The sequence below is a fragment of the Streptomyces sp. NPDC088746 genome, assembly GCF_044751065.1.
GTDB lineage: Bacteria > Actinomycetota > Actinomycetes > Streptomycetales > Streptomycetaceae > Streptomyces.
In genome coordinates, this window is sequence record NZ_JBIVLA010000003.1 from 220816 (window position 1) to 235752 (window position 14937).

Annotated in this window: 13 protein-coding genes; 4 read left to right on the plus strand and 9 right to left on the minus strand. The window is 71.5% G+C overall.

All coding sequences use genetic code 11. The annotated features are described in order from the left end of the window. The first annotated feature begins 195 nt into the window (after positions 1-195). The gene (locus ACIP63_RS15495) at positions 196-1017 is read left to right on the plus strand and encodes an endonuclease I family protein (RefSeq protein ID WP_401515623.1); all 822 of its coding nucleotides are present in this window, start codon (positions 196-198) and stop codon (positions 1015-1017) included. A 215-nt stretch (positions 1018-1232) separates the two neighbouring features. Here the strand turns inward: ACIP63_RS15495 and ACIP63_RS15500 are convergent, their stop codons facing one another. Further along, on the minus strand, positions 1233-2192 hold the full coding sequence (locus ACIP63_RS15500) for a DMT family transporter (protein WP_401515626.1): 960 nt from the start codon (positions 2190-2192) through the stop codon (positions 1233-1235). Between the two features lie 136 nt (positions 2193-2328). Between ACIP63_RS15500 and ACIP63_RS15505 the strand changes: the two genes are divergently transcribed. Beyond that, positions 2329-2781 carry an Lrp/AsnC family transcriptional regulator gene (locus ACIP63_RS15505; protein ID WP_356707269.1) on the plus strand — a complete coding sequence of 151 codons (453 nt, stop codon included), beginning with the start codon at positions 2329-2331 and terminating at the stop codon, positions 2779-2781. Positions 2782-2803: 22 nt separating this feature from the next. Here the strand turns inward: ACIP63_RS15505 and glsA are convergent, their stop codons facing one another. Both glsA and ACIP63_RS15515 read right to left on the minus strand, forming a co-directional pair. Then, on the minus strand, positions 2804-4156 hold the full coding sequence (gene glsA / locus ACIP63_RS15510; RefSeq protein ID WP_401515630.1) for a glutaminase A: 1353 nt from the start codon (positions 4154-4156) through the stop codon (positions 2804-2806). Between the two features lie 64 nt (positions 4157-4220). After that, the gene (locus ACIP63_RS15515) at positions 4221-4715 is read right to left on the minus strand and encodes a DUF1269 domain-containing protein (protein WP_393754448.1); all 495 of its coding nucleotides are present in this window, start codon (positions 4713-4715) and stop codon (positions 4221-4223) included. 136 nt (positions 4716-4851) lie between these two features. On the opposite strand from ACIP63_RS15515, the gene ACIP63_RS15520 reads away from it, so the two are divergent. Further along, on the plus strand, positions 4852-5967 hold the full coding sequence (locus ACIP63_RS15520; RefSeq protein ID WP_401515633.1) for a chemotaxis protein: 1116 nt from the start codon (positions 4852-4854) through the stop codon (positions 5965-5967). 111 nt (positions 5968-6078) lie between these two features. Beyond that, on the plus strand, positions 6079-6486 hold the full coding sequence (locus ACIP63_RS15525) for a hypothetical protein (protein ID WP_401515636.1): 408 nt from the start codon (positions 6079-6081) through the stop codon (positions 6484-6486). An 81-nt stretch (positions 6487-6567) separates the two neighbouring features. On the opposite strand, the gene ACIP63_RS15530 is transcribed toward ACIP63_RS15525, so the two are convergent. The 6 genes from ACIP63_RS15530 to ACIP63_RS15555 all read right to left on the minus strand — a co-directional run bounded on the left by ACIP63_RS15530 (position 6568) and on the right by ACIP63_RS15555 (position 14907). Beyond that, positions 6568-8955, minus strand: coding sequence for a phosphoketolase (locus ACIP63_RS15530; RefSeq protein ID WP_401515639.1), 2388 nt, complete (start codon positions 8953-8955; stop codon positions 6568-6570). 22 nt (positions 8956-8977) lie between these two features. Beyond that, a complete protein-coding gene (locus ACIP63_RS15535) occupies positions 8978-10384 on the minus strand; it encodes an NADP-dependent succinic semialdehyde dehydrogenase (RefSeq protein ID WP_401515642.1) in 1407 nt (468 codons plus the stop codon). Positions 10385-10533: 149 nt separating this feature from the next. Then, positions 10534-11049 (minus strand): ATP-binding protein, encoded by a 516-nt coding sequence (locus ACIP63_RS15540; RefSeq protein ID WP_401515644.1) that lies wholly within the window; start codon positions 11047-11049, stop codon positions 10534-10536. Positions 11050-11202: 153 nt separating this feature from the next. Continuing rightward, positions 11203-13299 carry a xanthine dehydrogenase family protein molybdopterin-binding subunit gene (locus ACIP63_RS15545; RefSeq protein ID WP_401515646.1) on the minus strand — a complete coding sequence of 699 codons (2097 nt, stop codon included), beginning with the start codon at positions 13297-13299 and terminating at the stop codon, positions 11203-11205. 43 nt (positions 13300-13342) lie between these two features. Next, complete coding sequence (locus ACIP63_RS15550) at positions 13343-14338, minus strand: FAD binding domain-containing protein (protein ID WP_401515649.1); 996 nt, start codon at positions 14336-14338, stop codon at positions 13343-13345. Then, positions 14335-14907, minus strand: a complete 573-nt coding sequence (locus tag ACIP63_RS15555; protein ID WP_401515651.1) for a 2Fe-2S iron-sulfur cluster-binding protein — start codon at positions 14905-14907, stop codon at positions 14335-14337. The genes ACIP63_RS15550 and ACIP63_RS15555 overlap by 4 nt, the downstream gene beginning before the upstream one ends. Positions 14908-14937 lie beyond the last annotated feature (30 nt).

A 14937-nucleotide genomic window follows, 5' to 3' on the forward strand; every position in this document is an offset into this window, starting at 1 on the left:
GCGGCAATTCTCGCGCCGGGGCGACATCCCCGCATCCGATGCCCCCGCACGGCCGGAAAAGGTGTCACTTGACCTGCGCATGATGAATACGCAACGTTCACACGACCGGCACCGTGCGTGTGGAAGGCTCCCGACCGAGCAGTCAACGTCCGGCCCTCACGACACCGTTCCGTCACCCCGGAGAGGACACCCCACATGTCCAGTCGTCGCCGTTTCTACGCGCGTCCACTACTCGCCACAGCCGCGTCGATCGCCGTTCTCACAGGCGTCGCGGCCACCGCACCCGCCGCGACCCCCACGACCGCCGGATCGTCTTCCCCGGCCGCCACACTCGACGACACCTACTACCAGGACGCTCTCGGCAAGACGGGCACCGCGCTCAAGAGCTCGCTGCACTCGATCATCAGCGAGCAGACGACACTCTCCTACAGCCAGGTCTGGGACGCGCTCAAGGCGACCGACGAGGACCCCGCCAACTCCTCCAACGTGATCCTCCTCTACACGGGCCGCTCCCAGTCCAAGAGCGAGAACGGGGGCGACACCGGAGACTGGAACCGGGAGCACGTCTGGGCCAAGTCCCACGGCGACTTCGGCACCGCGACCGGCCCCGGCACCGACATCCACCACCTGCGCCCCGAGGACGTCCAGGTCAACTCCACCCGCGGCAACAAGGACTTCGACAACGGCGGCAGCGCCGTCTCCGGGGCGCCCGGCAACTACACCGACGGCGACTCCTTCGAGCCGCGCGACGCGGTCAAGGGCGATGTCGCCCGGATGATCCTCTACATGGCGGTGCGGTACGAGGGCGACGACTCCTTCGCCGACCTGGAGCCGAACGACAGCGTGAGCAACGGGTCGGCCCCGAACATCGGGCGGCTCTCCGTGCTGAAGCAGTGGAGCCAGGAGGACCCGCCGGACAGCTTCGAGCAGAACCGCAACGAGGTCATATTCGACCGGTTCCAGCACAACCGGAACCCGTTCATCGACCACCCCGAGTGGGTCGAGGCCATCTGGTAGGAGGCGGCAGGGGGCTAGGGCCTCTCGTTTGGATCATGCTGGGCTCGCGCGCCCTGGCACCGCACCTCGCGGCGTTGTCGTCAGTCGTTCCCCAAGCTCTCGGCTTCGCTCGAGCCGGGGAGGCCCCAATCGCTCCGCGTTGACTCCCTCCTCCGCCTTGCGATGCACGGCACCAGACCCCGCTCCCTGATCCAGCCTGATCCAAACGAAAGACCCTAGCGGGCTCCGCCGGCCACGCCCGGGGCCGCCGGCACGGCGGGTCCGGGCCCGTCCGGCTCCGCCGCGGGGCCCCGCCCCCGCTCGATCATGCCCAGCGCCACTCCGGCGATGATGACGGCGCCGCCCACCGCCTGAGCCGGCCGGACCGACTCCCCGTTGATCAGGACGGCGCCGATCACGCCGAAGACCGGGACCAGATTGAGGATGTTCACGGCGACGCTCGACGCCATCCTGCGCAGGCCGTAGTTGTAGAGCAGGAAGCCCCCGACCGAGCACGCCACGGCCAGATGGACGAGCAGCGCCGCGGCGGTGAGATCCGGCACGCGCCACTCACCCGCCTCCAGCAGGGAGGCGGCCAGGAAGCCGCCCGCACCGGCCAGGGTCTGGTAGTACGTGACGCTCAGGGCGTCCCGGCCCGCACTCGCACGCTTGCCGAGCACGTTGTAGCCGGCCCAGGCCAGCCCGCCCAGCAGCAGCAGGATGTCTCCCGCCCACCGTGAACTCCCGCCCACCTGGGCACCGTTGCGTACGACGAGGAAGGCGCCGATGGCGGCCAGGAGCACGCCCCCAAGGCGCGGCAGCGGCATCCGGGCACGGAGGACGACCAGTTCCAGCAGCATCGTCATCAGCGGATAGGTCGCCACGATCAGCGACGCGTCGGACGCCGTGGACAGATCGACGCCCACGTTCTCCAGGATGAAGTACACGGTGATTCCGAGGAATCCGCTCAGATGGAGCTGCCATCGCTGCCGCGCGTCCGGCCGGCCCGGACGACGCCGGCGCAGCCGCACCATGACGCCCAGCAGCAAGGCCGCCAGGGTGAATCTGATCGCGCCGATGCTGAGCGGCCCGACATCGTCCAGCAGTTGCTTCGTCACCGCGTACGAACTGCTCCAGAACAACGCGGCAGCCACGACCGCGACCACCGCCCGCACACCGGGCCCTCCCTCATGCACCTGAAGTCGCCTCTCTCCCTCACCGGACACCGAGATCCGAACCAACGTCGGCCGATCACGGAGGAGGCTAACAAGATCACCAGTGACCCCGCGTAGAATCCGAATCATCTTCGGAAATCGACAGAGCGAGGCGATCGTGGACGAACTAGATTCGGCGTTGGTACGGATGCTTCAGGAGGACGGTCGGCGCACCAACCGGGACATGGCCCAAGCGCTCGGCATCGCGCCCTCCACCTGCCTGGAGCGGATCCGGTCGCTGCGGGAGCGCGGGATCCTGACGGGGTTTCACGCCGAGGCCGACCTCGCGGCGATCGGCCGGGGACTGGAGGCGGTCATCGCCGTACGGGTCCGCCCGCCGACGCGAGCGGTGATCGAGGCCTTCCAGGCCTTCCTGGAACGGATGCCCGAGGTGATCTCGCTCTTCGTCCTCACCGGGAACGACGACTTCCTGGTGCACGTCGCCGTCCGGGACACCGACCATCTGCACGCCGTGGTCCTGGACAAGCTGACGAAGCGTCCGGAACTCGCCGACGTACGGACATCGGTGGTCTACGCGCACAAGCGGAAGACGGTCGTCGGGCCGATGTGAGGCTCCGCCCCCACCCCCCGGCTCAGCCCGGTCCGGCCATGGCCTGCGCACCGTGCTCGACGGCCTCCTCCCGGGAGGCGAAGCGCGGCAGGTCCTGGCCGGTCCGCTCCCGGACCAGATCCGGCGGGCCCAGCCGGTCGCCCGGGTCGACGACGGCCGCGCGCCGCCCCTCCCGGGCGAGCCGGGACAGGCCGGAGTGCAGCAGCGCGAGGGCGAGGGAGTCGGCGCCGGTCACCTCCCGCAGGTCGAGCACCACCGCCCCGGCCTGCTCCGGGCCCGACTCGTCCAGCGCGTACAGCACGCGCTCGGCGGCGGTGAAGTCGAGCGCACCCTGTGCGGCGACGACACCCACGCGCTCGTGCAGCGCCCGCTCCCGCCTGCCGGAGGGCGCCGAGGGCAGCACATCGGCGGTGGTGACCAGCGTGACGGTGGAACCGGGCAGCGCCGGGTTCCTCATGAGGTGGAGCCCGAGGCGTTCCGAGAGTTCGCCGAGCGCCGCCCGGCCGCGCACCGACGTGCCCGCGCCGTCGAGCAGCGGGCTGTAGGCGGCCAGGCCGAAGCGGGCCGGGCCGGCGGCGATCAGCCCGCCGGACACACCGCTCTTGGCGGGCAGCCCGACCCTCAGCAGCCAGTCGCCGGAGCCGTCGTACATCCCGCAGGTGGCCATGACCGCCAGGACCTGCGCCGCGACCTCCGGGGAGACAACCCTCTCCCCGGTGACCGGATTGACCCCGCCGTGCGCCAGGGTGGCGGCCATCACGGCGAGGTCGAGGGCGGTGGCCCGCACCGCGCACTGCCGGAAGTAGGTGTCCGCCGCGGCCACCGGGTCGACGGGCAGGGTCCCCGTGCTGCGGATGAGGTAGGCGAGAGCCCGGTTGCGGTCCCCGGTCGCGGCCTCGGAGGCGTACACGTCCTCGTCCACATCCAGCCTCCGCCCGGCGAACCGGCTCAGACAGGTCAGGATGCGCTGGAAGGCGGGCGCCTCGCGGCTGTCGGGGACGAGGGCGGTGGTGACGATGGCGCCGGCGTTGACCATCGCGTTGGCCGGCCTGCCGGTGCCGGGTTCCAGGCTGATGGCGTTGAACGCCTCGCCGCTCGGTTCTGCGCCCACCCAGCGGCCCACCTCGTCGAGGCCGAGGGAGGCGAGCGCGAGGGCGTAGACGAAGGGTTTGGAGACCGACTGCAGGGTGAAGGGGGTGTCCGCCGCACCCGCACTGTAGGAGTGCCCGTCCATGCTGACGAGGGCGAGCCCGAAGTCGTCGGGGTCGGACCCGGCCAACTCCGGGATGTAGGTGGCGCGCCGCCCGTCGCGTACGCCGGCGAAACGTCCGTGGAGCTCGCGCAGTGCGTCCGTGACGGCCTCGGAAGCGCTCACCGGGGGCCCGCCGGACGCCGCCCCGGGCCTCCGGCGGGCCGCGCGAGGAGCGGCCCCTCCGTCATCATTCCGCGTCGTCGCCGAAGATCTCGCGGAGCTTGGCCTCACGCTCCGCGTCGAGGTTGCTGTGCAGCAGCTCGGCGCCGCCGCCGGGCAGCGACTCGCTGATGCGGCTGGGCACCTCGTCCATGGTGAGCAGGAAGAGCGCCGAGGTCCCGGGCGTCACCTTCTGCTTGACCTCCGCGATGAACTCGTCGTCGATGCCCACGTCCGCGAGTCTTCCGCCGAGCGCACCGGCGGCGGCTCCGACGGCCGCGCCCAGCAGAGGCATCAGGAAGATGAGCCCGAAGAGCATTCCCCAGAAGGTGCCGCTCAGCGCACCCGCGCCGACGAGGTTGATCAACTGCTTGGTCTTCGGCTTGGAACGCTCGGCCGGCCAGGTCACGACCGCGGCGTCCAGGATCTTGACCAGGCCCTCCTTCTGGAGGGACTTCAGAGCGGTCTCCACGTTCTCCGCGGCTTCGGCCGTCCGGAATTTCCACACCGTGAGGGTGGACATTGCATCTACCTCCGAAAACACAGGGAATAATTCGCCCATATTAGGATCAAAAGGTATGAATTGACTCGTTGGGCGACCGCTCCGTACCGAGGGGCGGCTCCAGCACCGCGGACCCCGAACCCTCCGGGAGGGAACGATGGATACGGACGCCCTGACGCCCGGCCTGTTGCAGGAACTTCGCGCGACCAGGCCCTATCCGGCTCTGTCGCTGACGATGCCGACCCACCGGCGCGCGCCGGACAACGCCCAGGACGCCGTACGGCTGCGGAACCTCGTGACCGAGGCCGGGAACCGGCTGGACGCCGACCCCCGGGTGACCACCGAGGCCCGGGCAGCGGTGAAGTCGCAACTCGACCGCGCGGTGGCCGAGGTGGACCAGCGCCGCGCCCTCGACTCCCTCGTCGTCCTCGCCGACGCCGACGAGTACCAGATCTGGCAGCTGCCGCGCACCGCACCCGAACGAGTGGTCCTGAGCGACAGCTACCTCACCCGCAACCTGGTCGCGGCGAAGGCGGGGGCGCACCTCTTCCGGGTGCTCACCATCTCCGCCGAACACGCGGCACTCTGGTCGGGGACGGACGAGGCGCTGCGTGCGGAGGACCGGCACGGATTCCCGCTGAGCCCACCGCACGAGAACTTCGACCCGGAGCGCCAGGCCAGGAGCGGTGGCGCTCCGAGCATCTACTCCAGCGAGGACACCCGTAGCTTCTTCCGCACCGTTGACGGCAAGCTGCGCGCCGCACAGGCCGCGGACCCCCGGCCACTGTTCCTGGTCGGGCTGCCGCAGGCGCTCTCGCTGTTCGAGGACGTCGGGGAGTGCGCGAGGTCGGCCGCCTGCAAGGTCCCGAAGGGGACGACGGCGGAAACGACCGCACCCGAGCTCGCCAAGGAGCTGAGGGCGGCACTGGACGACTGGCGTGAGCAGACGGACGCCGCCGTCCGGGAGAGGCTCGACACCGCCCGGGGCGCCAAGTCCTTCACCAGCGGGCTGGACGAGGTATGGACGGCCGCCGGGGAGAGTCGCGTGGCCCTCGTCGCGGTCGAGGAGCATTTCCATCAGACGGTCCGGGTCGACGACAACCATCTGCGGCCCGTGGACCCGGCGGACGTGGCGCCGGGGGACGGCGGGATCCGCGAGGACATCGTGGACGAGCTCATCGAGACGGTTCTGGACAACGGCGGCGAAGTGGTCTTCGTGGCCGATGACTCCCTCGCCGGCCACGGCCGGATCGCGGCAGCTCTGCGCTTCTGAGCGCGTGTTCCTGCGTGAGGATTATGTGAATTTTGTCTAGGTTTGGCGCTCCGAAGTCGATCTCGACGCGTTGATCCCACTGATCACGTCGTGCACGAAGGAGAGCCATTCATGGACCGATTCAGGCGCGCGTCGGCGGCGGCCCTGCTGACAGCGGTGGTACTGGCCGGCGCGGTGGGCGGGGCCGCGGCGTCGTCCGGGGTCCCCGCCCCGCCGTCCGGGGAGCGCGCGCAGGACCTGGCGACGCGTCCGGCCCTCTCCGCCCACGCGACCGCCCGCACCGTGGCGGCATGGGAGGAGTTCCGCATCCACGGCTCCGCCCGGAACGTCGGCGCCGGCACCCCGGTCACCCTTCAGCAGAAGCAGGGCAAGCGCTGGGTGTCCCTGCCCGCCACGATGAGGACCGCCCCCAGCGGCGAGTACACCCTCCGCGTGCAGCTGGGCATCACGGGCCAGAACGCCCTCCGGATCGTCGGCGGCGGCGCCGTCTCGCCGGTCGTCCGCACGACCGTGAACTGAGCCTCCGCCTCACGCACTCCGGCCGGCCCGCGAGGAAGCGGGCCGGCCGGAGTGCGTCGCCGGGGCGCACCGCCCCCGCGTTCAGCCCTCCCAGGTCCAGTCGGCCACCTCGGGCAGGTCCGTTCCGTGCTCCCGGATCCAGTCGTGGTGGCGGGTGCGTACGTCCGCCATCGCCTGCCGGACGGCGACGGCTCGGACCCCCAGGCCGGGCACCCGGTCGACCACGTCCATGACCAGCCGGTAGCGGTCCAGGTCGTTGCGGACCACCATGTCGAACGGCGTGGTGGTGGTCCCCTCCTCCTTGTAACCCCGGACATGCAGATGGGCGTGGCCCGCCCGCCGGTACGCGAGCCGGTGCACCAGCCAGGGATAGCCGTGGTAGGCGAAGATCACGGGCTTGTCCCGGGTGAAGAGGGAGTCGTACTCCGCGTCCGGCATCCCGTGCGGGTGCTCCTCGTGAGGCAGCAGCCGCGTCATGTCGACGACGTTCACCACACGCACGGCGAGCTCGGGGAGGTGACGCCGCAGCAGCCCGGCCGCGGCCATCGTCTCCAGCGTGGGCACGTCCCCGGCGCAGGCCAGCACGACGTCGGGCTCCCGGCTGCCGTCCTCGGTGCCGGCCCATTCCCACACCCCGGCTCCCCGGGCACAGTGCGCGCGGGCCTCGTCGAGGGTCAGCCAGTCGAAGCCGGGCTGCTTGCCGGCGACGATCACATTGACGTAGTCGCGGCTGCGCAGCACGTGGTCGGCGGTGGACAGCAGCGTGTTGGCGTCCGGCGGCAGATAGACCCGGACGACCTCGGGACTCTTGTTGAGGATGTGGTCGACGAACCCCGGGTCCTGGTGCGAGAAGCCGTTGTGGTCCTGACGCCAGACGTGCGAGGTGAGCAGGTAGTTCAGCGAGGCGATGGGCGCGCGCCAGTGCAGCCGGCGCGAGGTGCGCAGCCACTTGATGTGCTGGTTGACCATCGAGTCGACGATATGGGCGAAGGCCTCGTACGAGGAGAACAGGCCGTGCCGCCCGGTGAGGAGGTATCCCTCCAGCCAGCCCTGGCAGAGGTGTTCCGAGAGCACTTCCATCACCCGGCCGTCGCGGGCCAGATGCTGGTCGGTCGGGAGGATCTCCGCCTGCCATGCCTTGCCGGTGGCTTCGTAGAGCGCGCCCAGGCGGTTGGACTCGGTCTCGTCGGGGCCCACCACACGGAAGTTCCTGCGGTCGGCGGTGGCCGCCATGACGTCTTCGAGGAGCCCGCCCAGGACCCGGGTCGGCTCGTGCATCACGGCCCCCGGCTTGTCGACCCGCACCGCGTGGTCCTCGAGCGGAGGGAGCGGCAGATCGCGCAGGAGCAGCCCGCCGTTGGCGTACGGCGTCGAGCCGAGCCGGGCGGGGCCCTCGGGGACGCAGTCCAGGACCTGGGCGGTGGGGCGGCCCTCGGAGTCGAAGAGCTCCTCGGGCCGGTAGGAGCGCATCCACTCCTCCAGCTGGCGCAGGTGGTCGGGGTTGTCCCGGACCCCGGGCAGCGGGACCTGGTGAGCGCGCCAGGTGTTCTCGACGGGCAGACCGTCCACCTCCTCGGGCCCTGTCCAGCCCTTGGGGGTGCGCAGCACGATCATCGGCCAGCGGGGCCGCACGGAGACGCCCTCGGCGCGGGCCGCTCGCTGGTACTCCTCGATGCGGTCCACGGCGAGGTCCATGGCGGCGGCAAGCGCGCGGTGGACCGCGGCGGGCTCGTCGCCTTCGACGTAGAGGGGGTCGTGGCCGTATCCGCGCAGGAGCGCGTCGAGTTCGTCCTCGGGCAGCCGGGCGAGCACCGTCGGGTTCGCGATCTTGTATCCGTTGAGATGGAGGATCGGCAGGACGGCACCGTCGTGGACGGGATCGAGGAACTTGTTCGAGTGCCAGGACGCGGCCAGCGGACCCGTCTCCGCCTCTCCGTCCCCGACGACGCAGGCGACGAGCAGTTCCGGGTGGTCGAAGGCCGCTCCGTAGGCATGGGTGAGCGCGTATCCCAGCTCACCGCCCTCATGGATGGAACCCGGGGTCTCCGGAGCGACGTGGCTGGGCACACCGCCGGGGAAGGAGAACTGCTTGAAGAGAGCCCCCATTCCGCCGCGGTCGCGGCTGACATCGGGGTACGTCTCCGAATAGCTGCCCTCCAGCCAGGAGTTGGCGAGGACGGCGGGGCCGCCGTGGCCCGGCCCCCAGACGCAGAGGGTCTGCCGGTTCCGTGCCTTGACGATCCTGTTGAGGTGGGTGTGGACCAGGTTCAGCCCGGGCGAGGTGCCCCAGTGGCCGAGGAGCCTCGGTTTGATGTGCTCGGGAGCCAGTGGCTCCTCGAGGAGGGGGTTGGACATCAGGTAGATCTGGCCGACGGCGAGATAGTTGGCGGCGCGCCAGTGCGCGTCGAGTGCGGCGGTCTCGGTGTCGGACAGGGTGGTTGCCCCGGCCTGTGTTCGGGCTTCGGTCATCAGGCGTCTCCCTGGGGCAGGACTAGCGGGCGTCCGTGTCGGGGCCGTACCAGACGGTGGTGGCGTTGCAGAACTCGCGGATGCCGTGTCCCGCCAGCTCCCGTCCGTAGCCGGAGCGCTTCACCCCGCCGAACGGCAGCGCGGGGTGGGAGGCCGTCATGCCGTTGAAAAACACCCCGCCGGCCTCCAGGTCGCGCACGCAGCGGTCCATCTCCCCCTGGTCACGCGTCCAGACGTTGGAGCTGAGCCCGAAGGGTGTGTCGTTGGCGAGGTCCACGGCCTCGTCGAGGCCGGCCACCCGGTAGAGCGTCGCGACCGGCCCGAAGGTCTCCTCGCGGTGGATGCGCATGTCCGGGGTGATCCCGGAGAGCACGGTGGGCTCGTAGAACCAGCCGCGGTCCAGCCCGTCGGGCCGGCCGCCGCCGCACAGCGCGGTGGCGCCCTTGCCGAGGGCGTCCTCGACGAGCTCCTCCAGGTCCGTGCGGCCCTGTTCGCTGGAGAGCGGTCCCACGTCGGTGGACTCCTCCAGCGGGTCGCCGACGGTCAGCGCGCGCATCCCCGCGGTGAACCGCTCGGTGAACGCGTCGTAGACGTCCGCGTGGACGATGAAGCGCTTGGCGGCGATGCACGACTGGCCGTTGTTCTGGACGCGGGCGGTCACCGCGGTCTCCGCGGCCTTCTCGACGTCCGCCGACGGCAGGACGACGTAGGGGTCGCTGCCGCCGAGTTCCAGCACGGTCTTCTTCACCTCGTCGCCGGCGACGGAGGCGACCGCGCGGCCCGCGGGTTCGCTGCCGGTGAGTGTCGCCGCGGCGACCCGGGGGTCGCGCAGGACGGCCTCGACGGCGCCCGAGCCGATGAGGAGCGTCTGGAAGCAGCCGGCGGGGAACCCGGCCCTGGTGAACAGGTCCTCGATGTAGAGGGCGGTCTGCGGCACGTTCGAGGCGTGCTTGAGGAGGCCGGTGTTGCCCGCCATGAGGGCCGGCGCCGCGAAGCGCATGACCTGCCAGAGCGGGAAGTTCCACGGCATCACGGCGAGCACGACGCCCAGAGGCCGGTAGTGCACGCGGGCGCGGGAGGCGCCGGAGTCCTTGACGTCGGTGTCGTCGGGGTGCTCGTCGGCGAGCAGGCGCTCGGCGTTGGCCGCGTACCAGCGCATCGCCTTGGCGCACTTGGCGGCCTCGGCACGGGCGGCCTTGACCGGCTTGCCCATCTCGGTGGTCATGGTGCGGGCGATGTCCCGCTGGTCCTCGTCGAGGAGATCGGCGGCCCGGTTCAGCAGGCGGGCGCGCTCGGCGAAGTCCGTGCGGCGGTAGCTGCGGAACGCGCGGTGCGCGGCGGCGAGCCTGCGCTCGGTCTCCCCCTCGTCCAGCGCGTCGAATGTCCTGAGCGTCTCGCCGTTCGCGGGATTGACCGTCGCGATGGGCATGGCAGTGCCTCCTTGCGTTGTTCTTCGACCGTGCCGCCCCACGCCGCAGCGCGCAACGCGGCCCCTCACGCACACGTACCCGGCCGGCGCGGATCATGCGTGCCGCGGGCACACCGTCCACGCCGGCCGGGCCGGCACCGGGCTGTCCGTCACACGAGTTCGGCCACCGGGCCGCTTTCGACCGCCGGGCGGCTCCCGGCCACCGGGCCGCCTTCTTCCACCGGGCCGCCGAGGAACGTACGACCGCCGGGGAGCGGCGTACGCGGCAGCAGGCCGGTGGTGCACGGCGTCTCGGCGTAGCGCGTGAACCACACGACCTTGCCGTCGGTGGTCCGGCAGGTGCCCCAGCTGTCACTGAGGGCCATGACGCGGCTGAGGCCGCCGCCACCGCCGTCGAGCAGCCGGGGCATCCGGGAATCGTTGTCGGCCACGGACACCGTCAGATGCCGGCCGCTCCAGCGGAGCTCGACGACGCAGTGGTTGTCGTCGCCGACGTGTCGCTGGACGTTCGTCAGGAGCTCCTCCGCGGCCCGGCACACCGGCCGGACGTGCAGGTCGAGACTCCAGTGACGAAGGTGTGCGGCGACTATGCGCCGCAGCTGGGAAATGCGCTCTGCCGACACCTGCAGTTCGACCAGATAGTGCCGGTCGAGTGGAACGGTCATCGTCGAGGCTCCTCACCGCGAGGCTCACGTGCTTCACCCCGTTTGAACCAACGACCCCCGAACACGAAGCGTGAGCAGTAATCACTTCTGGGTCACTCCTCAGGGTGACCCGAGGGGGCCGGTTGCGCAACCGAGGGGGCCGGGCGCCGGGTGTCACGGCAGGTAGGGCAGCAGTTTGTCCGGGGTGAGGGGGAGTTCGCGCACCCGGGCTCCGGTGGCGTGGCGCACGGCGTTCCCGATCGCGGCCGCGGTTCCGACGATGCCGATCTCGCCGATGCCCTTGCTGCCCATGGGGTTGAGGTGCGGGTCCTCCTCCTCGATCCAGTGCGCCTGGATGTCGGGGACGTCGGCGCAGGACGGCACGTGGTACGAGGCCAGGTCGCTCTCGGTGAAGTCCCCGAAGACGGGGTCCATGGTGCTGCCCTCGGTGAGGGCCATGCCCAGGCCCATGACCATTCCGCCGATGAACTGGGAGCGTGCCGTACGGGAGTTGAGGATGCGTCCGGCGGCGAACACGCCGAGCAGTCTGCGCACCCGGACCTCGCCGGTGAGGGAGTCGACCGCCACCTCGGCGAAGTGGGCGCCGAAGGCGTGCCGTGCGTACGGGGATTCCCGCGCCGTCTCCTCACCGGTGTCGGCGGTGACGGTGACGCCCTCCGGCGGGAGCGGCCCGGTGTGCCCTTCGAGCCGGCGTACCAGGGCGGTGGCCGCCTTGTGCACCGCGGAGCCCCAGGAGGCCGTGCCCGAGGAGCCGCCCGCGAGGGGTGCGTCGGGCAGATCGCTGTTGCCGATGTCGATCGTCACGTTCTCCTGGGGTGTGCCCAGGACCGACGCGGCGATCTGCGCCAGGACGGTGCGGGCGCCGGTGCCGATGTCGGTGGCGTTGACCCCGATGCGGTAGGAGCCGTCGGGAGCGGCCTGCGCCGAGGCTGCCGCCTTCGACACGAGTACGGGGTACGTCGCGGAGGCGACCCCCGTGCCGAGCAGCCAGGGTCCGTCCTCACGGGTGGCGGGCTGCGGGTCCCGGTCGTGCCAGCCGAAGCGCCGGGCGCCCTCGCGTAGACAGGCGGCGAGGTTGCGGCTGCTGAACGGGCGCCCGCTGTCGGGCTCGGTCTGCGGTTCGTTGCGCAGCCTGAGTTCGACGGGGTCGAGGCCGAGGGCGTTCGCCAGTTCGTCCATGGCCGACTCCAGGGCGTACATCCCCGAGGCCTCCCCCGGTGCGCGCATCCAGGACGGGCTGGGCACGTCGAGTGCCGCCACCCGGTGCTCCGTACGGCTGTGGGGCGAGGCGTACATGATGCGGGCGGGTACGGCGGCCTGCTCGACGAACTCCTTGATCCGCGAGGTGTGCGTGACGATCTCGTGGGAGACGCTGGAGAGGACGCCGTCGCGGTCGGCGCCCAGCCGGACCCGCTGCAGGGTGGGTGCGCGGTGCCCGACGATCGCGGGCATGTACCTCCGGGGCAGGGCGAGCTGGACCGGGAGACCGGTGTGCCGCGCGGCCATCGCGGCGAGGACGACCTGGGGGCGTGGGGTGCCCTTGGACCCGAAGCCGCCACCGACGTGTTCGGAGATGACGGTGATGTGCTCCGGGTCGAGCCCGAGGGCCGTTGCGAGGCTTTCGCGGACGGCGGTCGCTCCCTGGCTGGAGTCGTGGACGGTCAGATGTCCGTCGGACCACCGCGCGGTGGAGGCGTGCGGCTCCATGGGGTGGTTGTGCAGCCCCCGCAGTGTGTAGGTGGCGTCGATCCGCACGGGTGCGTCGCCGAACGCGCGCATGGCGTCGCCGCGTTCACGAAGAGCCGGGTAGCCGCCGTTCGCCTCCTCCGGGGTGTAGAGGCCCGGGTGGTCCCCGGTGAGGACGACATCGTGCCCGGTGGAGGCGTATTCGACGTGCACGGCCTCCGCGCCGGCCCGCGCGGATTCCAGGCTCTCCGCCAGGACGAGGGCGACGGGCCAGCCCCGGTGCGGCACCCGGTCGTCCTGGAGCACGGCGAGGATCGGGTCGTCGGGCTCCTTCAGCCGCGGCGCGTTGTCGTGGGTCAGGACGGTGTGCACCCCCGGCACCGCGAGCGCGTCGGCGGTACGGATCGCGGTGACGCGCCCGCTCGCGACGGCGGCGGGGACGATCCAGCCGTACAGACAGCCCGGAGTGGTGTGCTCCGCGGCGTAGAGGGCGGTGCCGGTGACCTTGTCCCGGCCCTCGCGGCGGACTACGGGCGCGCCCAGCGCCCGGGGGGAGTCGCTCATGACGGAAGTCCTCGGTTCGTGGGGGTGTGCAGGGCGACGGCGGTCAGCCGGCCGCGGCCTCGGTGGTGAGTTCGGCCAGGGAGCCGACGGCCAGCCGGCGGGCCAGGTCCACCTTGAAGCCGTTGTCGCGCAGGGGTCTGGCCGCCGCGAGCTCGGCGTCCACCGCACGCGTGAAGGTGTCCTCGTTCGCGGGGGCCCCGCGCAGCACGTCCTCGGCCACCCGGGCACGCCACGGCCGGTGCGCGAGCCCGCCGAAGGCGAGCGAGGCACGGTCGACACGGCCGTCGCGCACACTCAGCACGGCCGCGACGGAGGCCAGGGCGAAGGCGTACGAGGCGCGGTCCCGGGCCTTGCGGTACAGGGAGACCGCGCCGGCGGGAGGCGGCGGCAGCACCACTTCGGTGATCAGCTCGCCCGGGCGGATCACCGTGTCCTGGTCCGGGTTGTCGCCGGGCAGCCGGTGGAAGTCGGTCACGGGCACGGTCCGCTCCCCCTCGGGCCCGTGCAGCAGGACGGCGGCATCGAGGGCGGCGAGGGCCACCGCCATGTCCGAGGGGTTGGTGGCGACGCAGTCCGGCGAGTGACCCAGCACCGCGAGATCGCGATGTACTCCCTCCCGGGCCGGGCACCCGGAGCCGGGGGCCCGTTTGTTGCAGGGCTTGGTGACGTCCTGGAAGTACGGGCACCGGGTGCGCTGGAGCAGGTTCCCGCCGGTGGTGGCGGTGTTGCGGAGCTGCCCGGACGCACCGGCCAGCAGGGCCTGCGACAGGGCGGGATAGCCGCTCCGTACGTCGGGGTGGGCGGCGAGGTCGCTGTTGCGCACGGTCGCGCCGATCCGGAGACCGCCGTCGTCCGTCCGCGTCACCCGGTCCAGCGGCAGCCGGCTGACGTCGACGAGCAGCCCCGGTGACTCCACGCCGAGTTTCATCAGGTCGACGAGGTTGGTTCCGCCGCCCAGGAACCGTGCGCCGGGGTGTCCGGCGCCCGCCCGGACGGCTTCGGTCACGGTGGCGGGGCGCAGGTAGCCGAAGGGTTTCACGGGGCCACGTCCTGGATCGCCTCGACGATGTGGGGGTAGGCGCCGCACCGGCAGAGGTTGCCACTCATCCGCTCGCGGATCTCGTCCGCGTCGAGCGGGGCCGGCCCCCCGGCGGCGAGCGCCGGCCGCGGGGTGGCGTGGGAGGGGAAGCCTTCCTCGGCCTCCCGGAGCATGCCGGCCGCCGAGCAGATCTGCCCCGGGGTGCAGTAGCCGCACTGGAGCGCGTCCCTCTCCAGGAAGGCCGCCTGCAGGGGATGCAGCCGGTCGCCCTCGGCCAGCCCTTCGACGGTGGTGATCCGGGTGTCCTCCTGGGCGACGGCCAGCAGGAGACAGCTGTTGGCGCGCCGGCCGTCGACGAGCACGGTGCAGGCTCCGCACTGGCCGTGGTCGCAGCCCTTCTTCGCGCCCATGAGTCCGAGGTGCTCCCTCAGGGTGTCCAGCAGGGTGGTGCGGTGATCGAGCGTCAGGGTCCGTGCCGTGCCGTTGACGTGCAGGGTGAAGGTGGAACAGTCGTCGGGTGTCGGCACCTGGGCCGCATCCGCGTCGACGGTCCCCGGGGTGTCATTCATGTACGCGTTACCTTCCGGGTTCGGTTCGTG